We start from the raw sequence: 15,121 nt of genomic DNA, 5'->3' as shown, positions 1-15,121 counted from the left end.
GCCATGCGCCGCTGGGGAACCGAACGCGTCGTTGGCCTGCATGAACCGCAGGTCAACGAGCATCACCTGGAATCGACGGGCCTGCCCGCAGAAAGCCGTCTGCGCTTGCTCAGCTTCAATATTCAGGTCGGCATCAGCACCGAGCGCTATCGGCACTACCTGACCCGCAGCTGGCAGCATCTGCTGCCGCACCCCGGGCGCTCCACCAATCTGCAAAAGATCGGCAATCTGCTCGGCGACTTCGATCTGGTCGCCCTGCAGGAAGCCGATGGCGGCAGCCTGCGTTCAGGCTACGTCAATCAGGTCGAACACCTGGCCCAGCTCGGCGCCTTCCCCTACTGGTATCAACAACTCAATCGCAACCTTGGCCGACTGGCCCAGCACAGCAATGGCGTGCTCAGTCGCCTGCGGCCGTGGGCGATCGAAGACCATCCGCTGCCGGGTCCGAAAGGACGCGGGGCAATTCTGGTGCGCTTCGGCGAAGGCCCGGAAGCGCTGGTGGTGGTGATGATGCACCTGGCGCTCGGCGCTCGCGTGCGCAGCATGCAACTGGCCTACATCCGCGAGCTGATCGGCGGCTACAAGCATCAGGTGCTGATGGGCGACATGAACACCCACGCCAGCGATCTGCTGCAACACTCGCCGTTGCGCGACCTCGGCCTGCTGGCCCCGCAACTCGAAGCGACATTCCCCAGCTGGCGCCCGCAGCGCTGCCTGGACCATATTCTGCTCAGCCCGACCCTGACCCTGGAAAAGGTCGAAGTGCTGGCACAACCGATTTCCGATCACCTGCCGGTCGCGGTAGAGATTCGTCTGCCGGGTTCGCTCACGGCCGATGCATTGCCCGCGTTGAGCACTGCCCTTCGCGGAACCCCTGAATGAGCGACGAAGCCCAGCGCTGGAAAGAGAAATACCTCAAAAGCATCGAACAACAGGAAAAGCTCGAACGTCGATGGGACGCCCGGCTCGACCTGCTGCGCCGTGGTCTGGTACGCAGCACCCTGGCGGCGGAAGGCACTGATCGCGTGGTCGATCAGTGCATGAAAGAGATGCGCGACGTAGTGCGCACCGATGACATGGACGCTGGACTCGCCGCCCTGCTGCCGCGCCTGGAAAAGGCCGTGCTCGATTCCGAGCAGCGCCGGGAAACCCGGATCGAACAGGTCAGCACGGCACTGACTGCGCTGGTTACTCAGTTGCAATCTCTCCCGCTACCCCGAGATGTGGCCCAGCCGCTGAAGAAATTCGCCAAGCAGCTGGACGGCCGGGTAAGTCAGGCAAGGGAAATGCCGCTGTTGCTCAGCGAGCTCAGCGGCTTGCAAGGCAAGGCCTTGAGCCAGCTGGAGACGCCGGCGGAACCGGGGCGACCGGGGTTGTTGCAGCGCCTGTTCGGCAGCCGCGACAACGAGGAAGCGCCTGTTCCAGTGATGCAGCCCGCTGCGGTCGTACTACCGGCACAAACAGAACAACCGCCCGTCACGCATGAAACCGCGCCCTTGCAGGAAGCGCCTGTCACGACCGCCGAACCGGTCGCCCCTGCGCCCGTCAGCCAGGCACCGCTCGCCGCCCCCGTGGCCGAACCCGCGAAAACTCCAGCGCCACCCCCCGAATATCATGCGGAGCCGGAGGTGGTGCCCTTCGAGCCGGCCAGAATCCTCACCGAATCCCCCTCCGCCCCCAGCGAACCAGAACCCGCCGAGCCTGAACCGGAGCCGCAGGCCTTCACGCCTCCACCGGTTTTCGCGCCGGCAGTGCCAACAGCCATCAACCCGGACGAACTGATCCACCCCGGCGATACCCCGCCGCCCGTGATCCTCGACAGCCTGCCCATCCCCGAGCCCATCGCCCAGGCATTGGCCGCAATCGATCCGGAGCAATCCGAACACGACATTCTCTATGCCCTGCCGGACTCGCCGGAACCGTCCTACAGCTCCGTCGCCAAACACATCGAAGAAACACTGATCGGGTTGCTGGACGACTTGACCTTGCCGGAGCGCCACCGCCCGCAAGCAGAGGCGATGCGCGACCGGCTGAAGAATGGGCTGAACTGGTACGAACTGTTGCCGATCCTCGACGATCTGGCGACTTTGATGCTGGCGATTACCGACAGCGGCCAGCACGAATTCGAAGCCTATCTGCAGCAACTCAACGAACGCCTGGAAGCGTTCCAGAGCAACTTGCAGGCCGCCAGCGAAGGCCACGCGGACAACAGCTCCGCGGCGCGGGCGATGGACACGCAGATCCGCGAGCAGGTCGACGGCTTGCAGAACAGCGTGCAGGAAGCGGCCGATCTGGACGATTTGAAGCAGGTGCTGGAAAACCACCTCGAAGGCCTGCTCGGCACGATGGATCAGCATCAGAAACAGCGTGACGCCCGGGAGCAGGAAGTGGCTGTGCGCCTGAAAAGCCTGGCCGAGCGCGTCGCGCACATGGAGCAGGAAGCGCTGGGCTATCGCGAACACCTTGAAGAGCAGCGCCAGAAAGCCCTGATCGATCCGCTCACCGGCTTGCCCAACCGCGCCGCCTGGACCGAACGGCTCGAACATGAGATTGCCCAATGGCAGCAGCACGGCAACACTTTGAGCCTCGCCATGCTCGACCTCGATCACTTCAAACGGATCAACGACAACTACGGCCACCTGGCGGGCGACAAGGTGTTGAAGATCATCGCCACGGTGCTGCGCAAGCGTATGCGTGGCAACGATTTCATTGCCCGGTTTGGCGGAGAGGAATTTGTATTACTGCTGCCGGCAACACCGCCCGCCGTCGGTGCCAAGTTTTTGGAAACCCTGCGCGCGGCCATCGAAGCCTGCCCATTTCACTTCAAGGGTGAGCGCGTCACGATCACCGTTTCCATGGGTCTGACGACGTTCCGGGCGGGTGAGCACAGCGATCTGGTACTCAAAAGAGCCGATCAGGCGCTTTATCGGGCGAAAAACGCAGGGCGAAACCGGGTGGAGCTGGGCTGAGGCAATTGTTCCATATTGTTTAAATCAGCCATTCAAGCGTCGTAGCGCAAGGCGATACGTTACACTGTTGCATTATCGTCTTGCGTGTACTGCCCTCTGCCATGAAATTTTTTACCCTCCTCGCGTCGCTACTCTTACTGGCCGGTTGTGCCAGCGGGCCGCGTTTTGACACCAGCCACCCTTCGGTCAATCACGACAGCCGTGTGCAGTTCGTGATCGTGCACTACACCTCTGCATCACTCGAACGCTCATTGCAGTTGCTGACCCACGGCGAAGTCAGCAGTCATTACCTGATCGGCGACGACAAGAGCGCCACCATCTACAAACTGATGGACGAAAACCTGCGTGCCTGGCACGCCGGCGAAAGCGAATGGCAAGGTCGTACCTGGCTCAACTCCAGCTCGATCGGCATCGAGATCGTCAATCCGGGCTTCAAGGACACACCGACCGGTCGCCTCTGGTATCCCTACAGCGAAGCCCAGGTGCAATCGCTCATCGTTCTGCTCAAGGACATCAGCAAACGCCAGGGCATCAGCCCGCGCCACATCATCGGCCATAGCGACATCGCCCCGCTGCGCAAGCTCGACCCGGGGCCGCTGTTCCCCTGGAAACGCCTGGCGGCCGAAGGGCTGGGTCTGTGGCCCGACGAGCAAGCGGTGGCACGCCAGCAGGCGCAATTCAACGCCGAACTGCCGAGCATCACCTGGTTCCAGAGCCAACTGGCGCGTCTGGGCTACTCGACGCCACAGACCGGCGAACTGGATGTGGCGACCCGGCATGTGCTCGCGGCCTTCCAGATGCACTACCGCCCTACACGCTTTGACGGCACGCCGGACGCGCAAACGGCAGCGTTGCTGCTGGTGTTGAATCAGACAAAATAATGACGCCCGCCCGACGGTCAGGGCGAAAGTGTAATCAGCAGCTATAACTCATTGGTAATTCTTCGGATATCCATGATGGTTGCTACCCGAGAGACGCTGCGTAGCTGGTTTTATCGCCCCTGGTTTCTGGCGATGATCGCGGCTGTCCTCAGTGCGAGCCTGCTGATCACCGGCGGGCTGTTCGTGGCCATGCGTCAGGTCGAACAAAGCGAAAGCCAGGAAATGAACGCCCAGGGCGAGCGGTTTCTGGCACGTCTGGAGCAACTGTTCGGCCAATTGCGCGAAAGCCTCGACGACCTTGAAGCCCAGCCCTTGCGCAGCTGCGACGACGAAATGATCGCGACGTTGCAGCAAGTGACGTTCAACTACCGCTTCGTCTATGAAGCGGCCTACATGGACGCCACGCGGATCTGCTCCAACCGTCCGCGCCAGGAAGGCCTGTCGGTGATCCGTCCTCCGGACATCAAGGGCCCGACCTACAGCTACTGGCTGAACACCACCACCGAACCCGATGAAAACCGCGCAGCGCTGATGCTCGGGCGCGGCAACTTTCGCGTAGCCACCTCGCGCGGACATCTCACCGACATGGTCGACCTGCTGCCCGGCAGCAGCCTGTTGGTAGTGCTGGATCACGGGACCCGGGCGATTCCGGTACTCGGCGTTCCACAGGCATGGCCACCCACCGAACCCTGGCCGCCGAAAACCCCGAACGCGCTGCAAGTCACCCAGTCGCATCTGATTTACCGCATGCCAACCGACAACCCGGAATACCAACTGGTGCTGATCAGCCCGCGCACGGGCATGCATATTCCGGAGCTCTGGTGGTGGATGGTGCCTTTCTGTCTGGTGCTCGGTGCGCTGGTGGGCGTTCTGGTTTTCTGGGTCGTGCGCCAGCGCCAGTCGCTCGACGCCGAGCTGCACGGCGCCATCCGCCGTGGCGAGTTGCAGGTGCTTTATCAACCGATCTTCGATCTCGACAGCCGCAACTGCGTCGGCGCCGAAGCCCTGCTGCGCTGGCGACGACCGGACGGCACGCTGACCAGCCCCGACCTGTTCATCCCGATGGCCGAGAACACGGGGCAGATTCGCCAGATGACCGACTTTGTCCTGCAACGCTTGCTTGAGCAGTTAGGGCAGTTGCTACGAGCCAACCCGCAGCTGTACATCTCGGTGAACCTGGCCGCCTGCGACGTGATGGTGCCGCGCATCGGCCAGGTCATGGCGCGGCTGTTGACCCTGCATAGAGTCGCGGCGCGGCAGATTGCTTTCGAGGTGACCGAACGCGGCCTGATCGATGTGGTGGTAGCCCGGGAAAACCTGCAAGCACTGCGGGATGTCGGCCATCAGGTGCTGATCGACGATTTCGGCACCGGCTATTGCAGCCTCGCCTACCTGCAAACCTTGCCGGTGGACTGCCTGAAGATCGACAAGGCATTCATCGACGCCCTCGGCCATGACGCCGCCAGCAGCGGCGTCGCGCCGCACATCATTCACATGGCCCAGGCGCTGGATCTGAAGGTGATCGCTGAAGGGATCGAATTCGAGTCCCAAGCGGCACTGCTGAGCAGCGAAGGGGTGAAGTTCGGTCAAGGCTGGCTGTTCGCCCATGCCTTGAGCGCGGTGCAGTTCATTGAACTGATCACTCGTGGGCGGCGGCTCGCCGGCCGCCGGATCGACGACGAAGCCTAGACCGCCAGCGCCATATAGAACTGCGTGCCCTGCCCCGGCCGCGAGTAAACGCCCATCCGTCCACCGTGCAACTGCACAATTTCCTTGCACAGCGCCAGACCCAGCCCGGCTCCGCCCTTCTTGCGCCCGACTTGAACGAACGGTTCGAAGATCCGCCCTTGTTGACCGTAGGCAATTCCTTCGCCGTTGTCTTCGACGCTGATGATCACCCGTTCGCCATGGCGCCGGGCCTGCAAGCGGATCAGCCCGTCGCGCGCCGTGTGGCGCAAGGCGTTGTCGATCAGGTTGTCGAGGACTCGATCGAGCTGCGCCTGATCCGCCTGCAAGCGTGGCAGCGGGCCTTGCGCTTCGACTTGCAGGGTAACGCCCTTCTGCGCCGCCGAATCGGCGAAACGCAAACGCGCCTGCTCCAGCAGATCCTCGATGGAGCACGGCGCCAGCGTGAGCTTCTGCAAACCGCTCTGATAACGCGAGAAATTCAGCAGATCGTTGATCAGCTGCATCAGGCGCTGCATTTCTTCATTGACCGTGTCGAGCAGGTCGGACTCGCGCGACTCCGGAGGAAACTTAGCCCGCTCGCGGAACAGCCCGAAAGCCATGTGCATGCCCGTGACCGGTGTGCGCAATTCGTGAGACGCGCGCAGCACGAACTCGCTGCGCACCCGTTCGAAGGCGCGCTGCTCGGTGACGTCATGCAAAACCATCACGGCGCCTAGGATATGCCCCTGGGTATGGCTGACCGGCGTAAGGCTGTAGGTCAGCAGGCGCGACTCGCCATCGACCTCGATGCTCAAGTCTTCCGGCGCCCGCTCGAGGGTGCCGCCGCGCAATACCAATTGAAGTTGTGCATCCAGCTCCGGACGTTGAAGCGCTGTGCCCAGGCCCTCGCCGAAACGGTCGCTTTCCCAGCCCAATTGTCGCTGGGCCACCGGGTTCAAGTGTTCCAGACGACCCTGACGGTCGATCATCAGCAAACCATCATCGATGCTGTCGAGTACCGCTTGCAGGCGCTGCTGGCCAGCGAGCAGTTCGTCGACATTGGTCGCCTGATGCTCGCGCAGGGCTTCGGCCATCAGCCCGAAGCGGCGCGTCAACAGATTGATCTCCATCGCCGAGGACACCGGCAGGGTCACTTCGAAATTGCCCTGGCCGATATTGTCCGCCGCTTTGGCCAACGCTTCGATCGGCGCACCAAAACGCCGCGCAATGCCCTGGGCGGTAACGAAACCAATGATCAGCACTGCCAGCCCCACCAGCCCGAGCAGGCCGGAAATCAGCAGCGCCCGGTCACGGGCAGCGTGCTGGACAGCGTTGATGTTATCCAGCGCGTGCTTGTGCTCGGTGATCAAACCGTTACGCAGGGTGTTGAATCGTTCGCGCAAGTCGCCACTACCACTCAGGGCGGCGCCCGGATCGCGGGAGATATCGAACGCCTCAAGGAAGGTCAGGTAATCGCTCTTCGCCTGACTGAATCCATATTGGCGATTGTCGTTTTTCTGCTCTTGGGCGATACCCTCGTCGAGCAATTCGAAATAGCGTTGTTTGGATGCTTCGAACGCCACGGGATCGGGTTTCTCGGCAAGCATCATGATCAGTTGATCGCCAAGCGTCTGCCGCAGCTTGAGCCCCAGATCGAGGGTGACGAAGTTGTTGCGGATCAGCGCCTCCTGAGTCCCGGCCATCTGCATCACGCTGACCAGCCCGAGCATCAGCCCGAGCAAGGCCACGGTGATCAGCGCGGAAATGCTCAGGAACAAGCGAGTCCGCAACTTCATCGCCAGTTTCATCGGCGGATGCTCACAGGTTGTACTGCTTGCGCTTGCGATACAGGGTCGAGGCGTCGATCCCCAGAGTCTTGGCGGCCTGATCGAGAGTGCCGGCAGTCGCCAGTACTGCGCCGATGTGGGCTTTCTCCAGCTCATCGAGGCTCAGCGCGGCGCCAACCCGTGGCGCGTTGTTCGCCGGTTGTTCGGCCATGCCGAGGTGGCTGATTTCCACACGCTCCTGCGGGCAGATGATGCTCGCCCGCTCGACCACGTTGCGCAGCTCACGGATGTTGCCGGGCCAGCGATAACCCAACAGTGCTTCGCGAGCCTCGTCGCTGAAACCCCGGGCCGGGCGCGCGTATTCCTTCACAAAGCGAGCGAGGAAACGGTCGGCCAGGGTCAGGATGTCTTCGGCCCGCTCGCGCAGCGGCGGCAGATGCAGGGTGATGACGTTCAGGCGATAGAGCAGGTCTTCACGGAAACGCCCGTCGCGCACCATGTCTTCAAGATTGAGGTTGGTGGCGGCGAGAATACGCACATCGGCGCGGCGGGTGACCGGATCCCCTACCCGCTCGTATTCCTTGTCCTGGATGAAACGCAGCAACTTGGGTTGCAACGTCAGCGGAAAATCGCCGATCTCGTCGAGAAACAGCGTGCCGCCATCGGCTTGGTTAACCCGACCCAGCGTGCTTTCGCTGGCCCCGGTGAACGCGCCACGACTGTGACCGAACAGCTCGCTCTCCATCAGTTCGGCGGTCAGCGACGGGCAATTGATGGTGACGCAGGATTTCTTCTCGCGCTTGCTCCAGCCGTGAATGGCTCGGGCCAGCTCACCTTTACCGGTGCCCGACTCACCCAGGATCAGGATGTTGGCGTCGGTGCCCGCCACTTGCCGCGCGGTTTCCAGTACGACTTTCATCGCCGGGCTGTGGGAATCGAGACCGTCCTTGGGTTTGCGGATCTCGCCTTCGAGGGCTTCCAGACGCGCCGACAGCTGGCGCACTTCAAGCTGCTTGGCGGTCGCAAGGCGCAATTGATCCGGGCTGCACGGTTTGACCAGATAATCGGCAGCGCCGGCCTGAATCGCGTCTACCGCGGTATCGACAGCCGAATGCGCGGTGACGATCACCACCCGCATCCACGGCGCCTGAATGCGCATCTGCGCCAATACATCCAGGCCGTTGTCTTCACCCAGGCGCAAATCAAGGAAGCACAGGTCGAACACCTGGCGTTGCAGCAGCGCGTCAGCCTGAGCCGCGCTGTTGGCGGTGGCGACGGTATAACCTTCGTCTTCGAGGCAATAACGAAAGGTTCGCAGGATGGCGGATTCATCGTCCACCAGCAGAATGCGGCCTTGGTGCTCAGTGGCTGATTCCATTTTTCCTACGCTCCATAAGTGAATGTCTTGGGTTAGTCCCGGAAAAATCGGGCAAGTTGCATGGTTGATTCTGATCGATTCCAGTCATAGCAGGGTAGCTCTCTCCTGCCCTAACGGCTAATGCACTGATTTCATTGGTTTTTTAAACATCACACAGTTTCAGGTCGGTTTCCTGCCTACTTTTCTGACATCCGTACCCTGTCCTCAATTCAAAAATAATGATTTCTCCTACGAAATAATCGTGCATTACGCACGACCCTATGCGGACCATCGTGCAGGATGCGTCGTCAGGAATTTTCATACCGTTTGTAACTAGCTGATTTTATTGGTTTTTTTTCAAACAAAAAAGCTGGCACGCAGGCTGCAATACCTCTTTCAGCCCGGGCAGATATGCACTGCCCCAATCGAACAAGAGTGAGGAACCCAGGATGACTCGCCCACGTGCCGCCCAAATGCGTATCTCGCCACTGCACTTGCAGCAGGCCCTGTTTGGCGCACTTGCGCTGCTGATCACTTTGATCGCCTGCCAGCAATACCTGCGCTGGGAGCACAGTCAGCAACCTGAGCCTTTGATCTCGATGCAACACGCGACGCAGACGCACTTCAGCGCCGTCAGCAGCAGCCAGGCCGACAACGGCGCGATGCGCATGATGGACGTCGACCAGCCACAGCCACTGGGCGACATGCCCCGTGAAGAACGCTGGGTTTTCTGATCAACGAATCTGGGCGTCCCCGCGCCGAGACCGGCAACATCCCTAAATAGAAGCAAGGAGAATCACCATGTTGAGCTGGGCAATCACATTCCTGATCATTGCCATCATCGCTGCAGTACTGGGCTTCGGTGGTATCGCGGGCACCGCCACGGGTATCGCCAAGATTCTCTTTGTCGTGTTCCTGGTGATGTTCATCGCTTCCTTCTTCTTTGGCCGTCGCGGTCGAGGTTGAACATGAAGGGTTTAAAGACACTGGCAGCCGCCCTGCTCCTGGGCGGTAGTGCCATGGCGATGGCGGCCAATGACGGCCAGGCGCGGGTCAACGAACTGTTGAGTTCCGACCCGCAATACAGGGAAACCTGGGAAGGTGTGGTGAAGAAGGAAGAACGCCTGCCGGAATGGGTGATGAACCTGTCCGGTACGCCTGACCAGCAGATGAATGCCGTAACCGAAGATGGCGACAAGTATCTGGTCGGCCCGCTCTGCGAATCCGCAGACAAGTGCATGAACCATCGCTTGATCGTCGCGTTCAGTTTCGACAAGAAAGACGCTTACGCCATGCTTGTGGATGTGCCTGAAGGGCTGCCGGCAGACAAGTCGCCCACGCGACATGCCACTTACCGCTTCCTCGGCAAACCCGATCAGGGCATGCAGGATCTTCTGATGGAAACGCTGAAGAAAGATCCGAACTGGTATTGAACACGAGGGCAGCCGAAAGGCTGTCCTCCATTGCGTCGGCCCGAGGAAGGCCGGTGCATGACCAGGGGGCCGGGATGTTCTGACTGTTGCAGGGTCGGAGTGACCTACGGGTACAGGGAGTGCCTGCGATGAGGGCCGGGTCAGGGTAAAAGCTGCGACGCAAGTTCGCCAACCGAAGCGGTTTGACGGACTTGCGCTGAGCTTTCAACACGACAAAATGTTGATCCAGAGCGTCCTGCTCTTCATTTTTATCGCCCACACTGCGTGCTAAAGCATTTCGCGGTGTTTCGTCGCGACCGTATATCGAGAAAGAGTCGATCCACCAAGTCGGACATTTAGTTTCCGAACGTAGGCTTTTTCCCAAATTTTTCGTCGAAATCACTCGTTCAAAAAATAACCAACCTACGCTGTAATGGCCGGTTCACGGCACTTATGCCTGCCGAAATGTCGTATTCGAACCGGTTGGGACGACAGTTTCATTTAAAAAAGCTCATGCCGATTCGGCATAGGGTAGGCGTTTACGGCATTAGACGGCGCAACCTTGCATCGGAATAGTTGCGCCTTTTTTCGCCTGCCGGAGAGCCGTAAACACGCGCTTCGGGGCACCTTATACGGAGGCAGATGCACAGACTTTTCCGCTGATGAGCGTTCCAGTTCCTGCATGTGCCTGAGTCAAACGCAAGTAAGGGTAAAGATAATGAAGAAGGCAAAGCTTAGCCTCGCCTGGCAGATCCTCATCGGTCTGGTATTGGGGATTGCAATCGGTGCGTTGCTCAACCATTTCAGTGCCGAGAAGGCCTGGTGGATCAGCAACGTCCTGCAACCGGCAGGCGATATCTTTATCCGTCTGATCAAGATGATCGTGATCCCGATCGTCATCTCTTCCCTGATCGTCGGCATCGCCGGCGTGGGCGACGCCAAGAAGCTCGGGCGCATCGGCCTGAAGACCATCATCTACTTCGAAATCGTCACTACCATCGCCATCGTCGTCGGCCTGCTGCTGGCCAACCTGTTCCATCCGGGTGCCGGCATCGACATGAGCACCCTGGGCACTGTGGACATCTCCAAGTACCAGGCGACCGCCGCCGAAGTGCAGCATGAACACGCGTTCATCGAGACCATCCTCAACCTGATCCCGTCGAACATCTTCGCGGCCATGGCCCGCGGCGAAATGCTGCCGATCATCTTCTTCTCCGTGCTGTTCGGTCTCGGTCTGTCGAGCCTGCAGTCGGACCTGCGCGAGCCGCTGGTGAAGATGTTCCAGGGCGTCTCGGAAAGCATGTTCAAAGTCACCCACATGATCATGAACTACGCCCCTATCGGCGTATTCGCACTGATCGCGGTGACCGTGGCCAACTTCGGTTTCGCCTCGCTGCTGCCGCTGGCCAAGCTGGTGATCCTGGTTTACGTCGCCATCGCCTTCTTCGCCTTCGTGATTCTGGGCCTGATCGCCAAGATGTTCGGCTTCTCGGTGATCAAGCTGATGCGCATCTTCAAGGATGAGCTGGTGCTGGCTTACTCCACCGCCTCCTCGGAAACCGTACTGCCACGCGTGATCGAGAAGATGGAAGCCTACGGCGCACCGAAAGCCATCTGCAGCTTCGTGGTACCGACCGGCTACTCGTTCAACCTCGACGGTTCGACCCTGTACCAGTCCATCGCGGCGATCTTCATTGCCCAGCTGTACGGCATTGACCTGTCGATCAGCCAGCAACTGCTGCTGGTCCTGACCCTGATGGTTACCTCCAAAGGTATCGCCGGCGTGCCGGGCGTGTCCTTCGTGGTACTGCTGGCCACTCTGGGCAGCGTGGGTATCCCGCTGGAAGGCCTGGCCTTCATCGCCGGTGTCGACCGTGTGATGGACATGGCGCGTACCGCCCTGAACGTGATCGGCAACGCCCTCGCCGTACTGGTCATCGCCCGCTGGGAAGGCATGTACGACGACGCCAAGGGCCAGCGCTACTGGAACTCGCTGCCGCACTGGCGCAGCAAGGAAAAACTGCCGGCCGGTGAAATCTCCAAAAACTGATGCAAAACCCTGTGGGAGCTGGCTTGCCAGCGATGAGGTGCGCACATTCAACATATTCGCTGAATGAACACCGCCATCGCGGGCAAGCCCGCTCCCACAGTGGTTGATGCAAGCCTTACCAACAAACCCCGGAGAAATCCGGGGTTTGTCGTTTCTGGCGACCCCGCTATCATTCGCCGCATCTTCCGGGGGATTTGACTGATGCTTAATGGCCTGTGGCTTGGCTTCTTCGTCGTGGCAGCCGTTTCGGCGCTGGGGCAATGGCTGATCGGCGGCAACGCCGGGATCTTCGCGGCGATGGTGGAAAGCATTTTTGCCATGGCCAAGCTGTCGGTCGAAGTCATGGTGCTGCTGTTCGGCACGCTGACCCTGTGGCTGGGCTTCCTGCGCATTGCCGAAAAGGCCGGCATCGTTGAATGGCTGGCCAAAGTGCTCGGGCCACTGTTCCTGCGGCTGATGCCGGAAGTTCCAGCCGGACATCCCGCGCTGGGCCTGATCACCCTGAACTTCGCCGCCAACGGTCTGGGCCTGGACAACGCCGCCACGCCGATCGGCCTTAAAGCCATGAAGGCGCTACAGGAGCTCAACCCCAGCTCGACCATCGCCAGCAACGCGCAGATCCTGTTCCTGGTACTCAACGCATCTTCCCTGACCCTGCTGCCGGTGACGATCTTCATGTACCGCGCCCAGCAAGGCGCGCCGGACCCGACGCTGGTGTTCCTGCCGATCCTGCTGGCCACCAGTTGCTCGACCATCGTCGGCTTCTTGTCGGTGGCATTCATGCAGCGCCTGCGCGTGTGGGACCCGGTGGTGCTGGCTTACTTGATTCCCGGCGCGCTGATTCTCGGCGGTTTCATGGCGTTGCTCGCGACAATGTCGGCCACTGCGCTGGCGGGCCTGTCGTCGATCCTCGGCAACCTGACGCTATTCGGCCTGATCATGCTGTTCCTGGTGATCGGCGCCTTGCGCAAGGTGAAGGTCTACGAGGCCTTCGTCGAAGGTGCGAAGGAAGGTTTCGACGTGGCCAAGAACCTGCTGCCGTATCTGGTGGCGATGCTCTGCGCGATCGGCGTATTGCGCGCATCGGGCGCGCTGGACTTCGGCCTCGACGGCATCCGCCATCTGGTGGAGTGGGCAGGGTGGGACACGCGCTTCGTCGATGCGCTGCCGACTGCGATGGTCAAACCGTTCTCCGGCAGCGCCGCCCGGGCGATGCTGATCGAAACGATGAAGACCTCGGGCGTGGACAGCTTCCCGGCGCTGGTGGCCGCCACGATCCAGGGCAGCACCGAAACCACGTTCTACGTATTGGCGGTGTACTTCGGCGCGGTGGGCATTCAGCGCGCCCGGCATGCCGTCGGTTGCGCGTTGCTGGCCGAGCTGGCGGGTGTGCTCGGCGCTATCGGCGTCTGCTACTGGTTCTTCGGCTGATATTCAGGGCCGGGCAGGTGGGGCAACTTTCTGCCCTTGCTCCACCGCCCACGCCACCACCTTCGCGGTGAGGCGATCACTGGCCTGACCGAAGCCGGCCACCACCGCCGGCACCTTCACATCACTGAGCGGCTGACGTTCTTCGAAGCGGCGACTGGCGAGGATCCGCTGGTCGTAACCGCGCACCAGCAACGCATCGACCCGCACCACCACGCTGGCCTGCGTGCCCTGATACTCGGTCTGAAACGCCTGCAGGCTGCCACCCAGTTCCAGGTCCGCCTGGAAATTGCTGTCGTCGGTGCTCAACAGCGACACCCGGCCATCGCGCTGGAAGCCATCGAGCAAGCGGTTACGCACCAGCACCGGCGCCGGATCGCTCCAGCGCGAGGCCTTGTAACTGCTGATCACATCGCCCTGAGGAATCACCGCGATGCTCGGCCGGTTCAGCGCTTCACTGGCCTGCAGTTTGTTCAGGCGCAGCGACCAGTGCTGGGTAGATGCCGAACTGGCCGAGGCGGGCGCCTGTGCCGTCGGCAGGCGATAGACATCCGACGGTTCGGACTTGGGCAGGATCGAGCACGCGCTGATCAGCGTGAAGCCGGCGAGGAGGGCGAGGCGAATCAGCTTCATGGCGTGAACTCCTTGTTCTTGTCACTGCCCAGCAGGTAACCGCTGGGGTTGGCCTCCAGGCGTTGGGAAATGGCGCGCAGCGAATTCAGGGTTTCACGCAGTTCGCGGATCGCCGGGGCCAGGCCGTTGAGGCCCTGCATGCCGCTGTCGAGGGAATTCTGATTCTTGCTCAACAGACCATTGATGGTGGCGCTGCTCTGCTCCAGGGATTTCATCGCCTGCTCGGCGCTGCCGAGCGCCTGTTTGCCCTGATCGTTGAGCAGGCCGTTGGCGTTGCGCATCAACGCGGACGTCTGTTCAAGCATGTTGCCGGCCTGTTTGCCGACCGTCGCCAGTTGCTGCATGGCCTGACGCAGGTCGCCGCGCTGATCGTTGATCGAGCCGGTGGTCTGCTCCAGATGTTCAAGGGTTTTGCTCACGCGCTCGATGTTGTCGGCGGAGAACATCTGATTGGCATTGTTCAGCAGCGTGCTGACACCGCTCATCAAGTCGTTGCTGTCATTGAGCAGCCGCGAGATGGGCGAGGGAGAGGCGACAATCGTCGGCAGATTGCCGTCATGGCCCTTGAGTTTCGGGCTTTGCGGCGTGCCTCCGCTGAGCTGGATGATCGAGGTGCCGGTGATCCCGGCCAAGGCCAGTTTGGCCTCGGTGTCTTCCTTGACCGGCGTGTCGCCAGCCAGGCGAATCCGTGCCAGCACTCGACGCGGGTCCTTCGGATCAAGGCGCAGGCTGACCACGTCGCCGACCTTGATCCCGCTGTACTGCACCGGGCTGCCCCGGGACAGGCCGCTGACCGCCTCGTTGAAGACGATTTCGTAATCCTTGAACTCGGTGTCGACACTGGACTTGGCCAGCCACAGACCGAAGAGCAGGGCGCCCGCCACCACAATCACCGTGAACAGGCCGATCAATACATGATGGGCTCGGGTTTCCATG

General features: G+C 61.0%; 13 protein-coding genes. 9 read left to right on the top strand and 4 right to left on the bottom strand.

Annotated features, from left to right (window positions below; translation table 11 throughout):
* Positions 1 to 3: 3 nt before the first annotated feature.
* The 4 genes from CAF74_RS24405 to CAF74_RS24390 all read left to right on the top strand — a co-directional run bounded on the left by CAF74_RS24405 (position 4) and on the right by CAF74_RS24390 (position 5,539).
* Positions 4 to 882: an endonuclease/exonuclease/phosphatase family protein gene (locus CAF74_RS24405; protein WP_085748042.1), complete on the top strand. Its 879-nt coding sequence runs from the start codon at positions 4 to 6 to the stop codon at positions 880 to 882.
* The gene (locus tag CAF74_RS24400) at positions 879 to 2,969 is read left to right on the top strand and encodes a GGDEF domain-containing protein (RefSeq protein ID WP_085748041.1); all 2,091 of its coding nucleotides are present in this window, start codon (positions 879 to 881) and stop codon (positions 2,967 to 2,969) included. Before CAF74_RS24405 ends, CAF74_RS24400 begins: the two co-directional genes overlap by 4 nt.
* A gap of 101 nt (positions 2,970 to 3,070) precedes the next feature.
* Positions 3,071 to 3,850, top strand: coding sequence for an N-acetylmuramoyl-L-alanine amidase (locus tag CAF74_RS24395; protein WP_085748040.1), 780 nt, complete (start codon positions 3,071 to 3,073; stop codon positions 3,848 to 3,850).
* Positions 3,851 to 3,922: 72 nt separating this feature from the next.
* Entirely contained in the window at positions 3,923 to 5,539 is a 1,617-nt protein-coding gene (locus tag CAF74_RS24390; protein ID WP_085748039.1) for an EAL domain-containing protein, read from the top strand.
* On the opposite strand, the gene CAF74_RS24385 is transcribed toward CAF74_RS24390, so the two are convergent.
* Positions 5,536 to 7,326: a KinB sensor domain-containing domain gene (locus tag CAF74_RS24385; RefSeq protein WP_085748038.1), complete on the bottom strand. Its 1,791-nt coding sequence runs from the start codon at positions 7,324 to 7,326 to the stop codon at positions 5,536 to 5,538. The two genes, CAF74_RS24390 and CAF74_RS24385, sit on opposite strands and share 4 nt — an antisense overlap.
* Before the next feature lie 10 nt (positions 7,327 to 7,336).
* Positions 7,337 to 8,683, bottom strand: a complete 1,347-nt coding sequence (gene algB / locus CAF74_RS24380) for a sigma-54-dependent response regulator transcription factor AlgB (RefSeq protein ID WP_007954049.1) — start codon at positions 8,681 to 8,683, stop codon at positions 7,337 to 7,339.
* 428 nt (positions 8,684 to 9,111) lie between these two features.
* On the opposite strand from algB, the gene CAF74_RS24375 reads away from it, so the two are divergent.
* The 5 genes from CAF74_RS24375 (at position 9,112) to CAF74_RS24355 (ending at position 13,555) form a co-directional block, all read left to right on the top strand.
* Complete coding sequence (locus CAF74_RS24375) at positions 9,112 to 9,396, top strand: hypothetical protein (protein WP_011331770.1); 285 nt, start codon at positions 9,112 to 9,114, stop codon at positions 9,394 to 9,396.
* Positions 9,397 to 9,463: 67 nt separating this feature from the next.
* The gene (locus CAF74_RS24370) at positions 9,464 to 9,628 is read left to right on the top strand and encodes a DUF1328 domain-containing protein (protein WP_003177151.1); all 165 of its coding nucleotides are present in this window, start codon (positions 9,464 to 9,466) and stop codon (positions 9,626 to 9,628) included.
* A 2-nt stretch (positions 9,629 to 9,630) separates the two neighbouring features.
* Complete coding sequence (locus tag CAF74_RS24365; protein WP_085748037.1) at positions 9,631 to 10,095, top strand: inhibitor of vertebrate lysozyme family protein; 465 nt, start codon at positions 9,631 to 9,633, stop codon at positions 10,093 to 10,095.
* Positions 10,096 to 10,792: 697 nt separating this feature from the next.
* Positions 10,793 to 12,124 carry a glutamate/aspartate:proton symporter GltP gene (gene gltP / locus CAF74_RS24360; RefSeq protein WP_064379587.1) on the top strand — a complete coding sequence of 444 codons (1,332 nt, stop codon included), beginning with the start codon at positions 10,793 to 10,795 and terminating at the stop codon, positions 12,122 to 12,124.
* 201 nt (positions 12,125 to 12,325) lie between these two features.
* Entirely contained in the window at positions 12,326 to 13,555 is a 1,230-nt protein-coding gene (locus CAF74_RS24355; protein ID WP_011331768.1) for a nucleoside recognition domain-containing protein, read from the top strand.
* Positions 13,556 to 13,558: 3 nt separating this feature from the next.
* Here the strand turns inward: CAF74_RS24355 and CAF74_RS24350 are convergent, their stop codons facing one another.
* Both CAF74_RS24350 and CAF74_RS24345 read right to left on the bottom strand, forming a co-directional pair.
* Complete coding sequence (locus tag CAF74_RS24350; protein WP_085748036.1) at positions 13,559 to 14,185, bottom strand: ABC-type transport auxiliary lipoprotein family protein; 627 nt, start codon at positions 14,183 to 14,185, stop codon at positions 13,559 to 13,561.
* The gene (locus CAF74_RS24345) at positions 14,182 to 15,120 is read right to left on the bottom strand and encodes an MlaD family protein (RefSeq protein ID WP_085748035.1); all 939 of its coding nucleotides are present in this window, start codon (positions 15,118 to 15,120) and stop codon (positions 14,182 to 14,184) included. Before CAF74_RS24345 ends, CAF74_RS24350 begins: the two co-directional genes overlap by 4 nt.
* Position 15,121: the final 1 nt, after the last annotated feature.

Origin of the sequence: Pseudomonas sp. R45(2017), from assembly GCF_002112305.1 — a bacterium.
Lineage (GTDB): Bacteria > Pseudomonadota > Gammaproteobacteria > Pseudomonadales > Pseudomonadaceae > Aquipseudomonas > Aquipseudomonas paraglycinae.
Note: the sequence above shows the minus strand (reverse complement) of the source record. Positions and strands in the feature narration are given on the sequence as shown.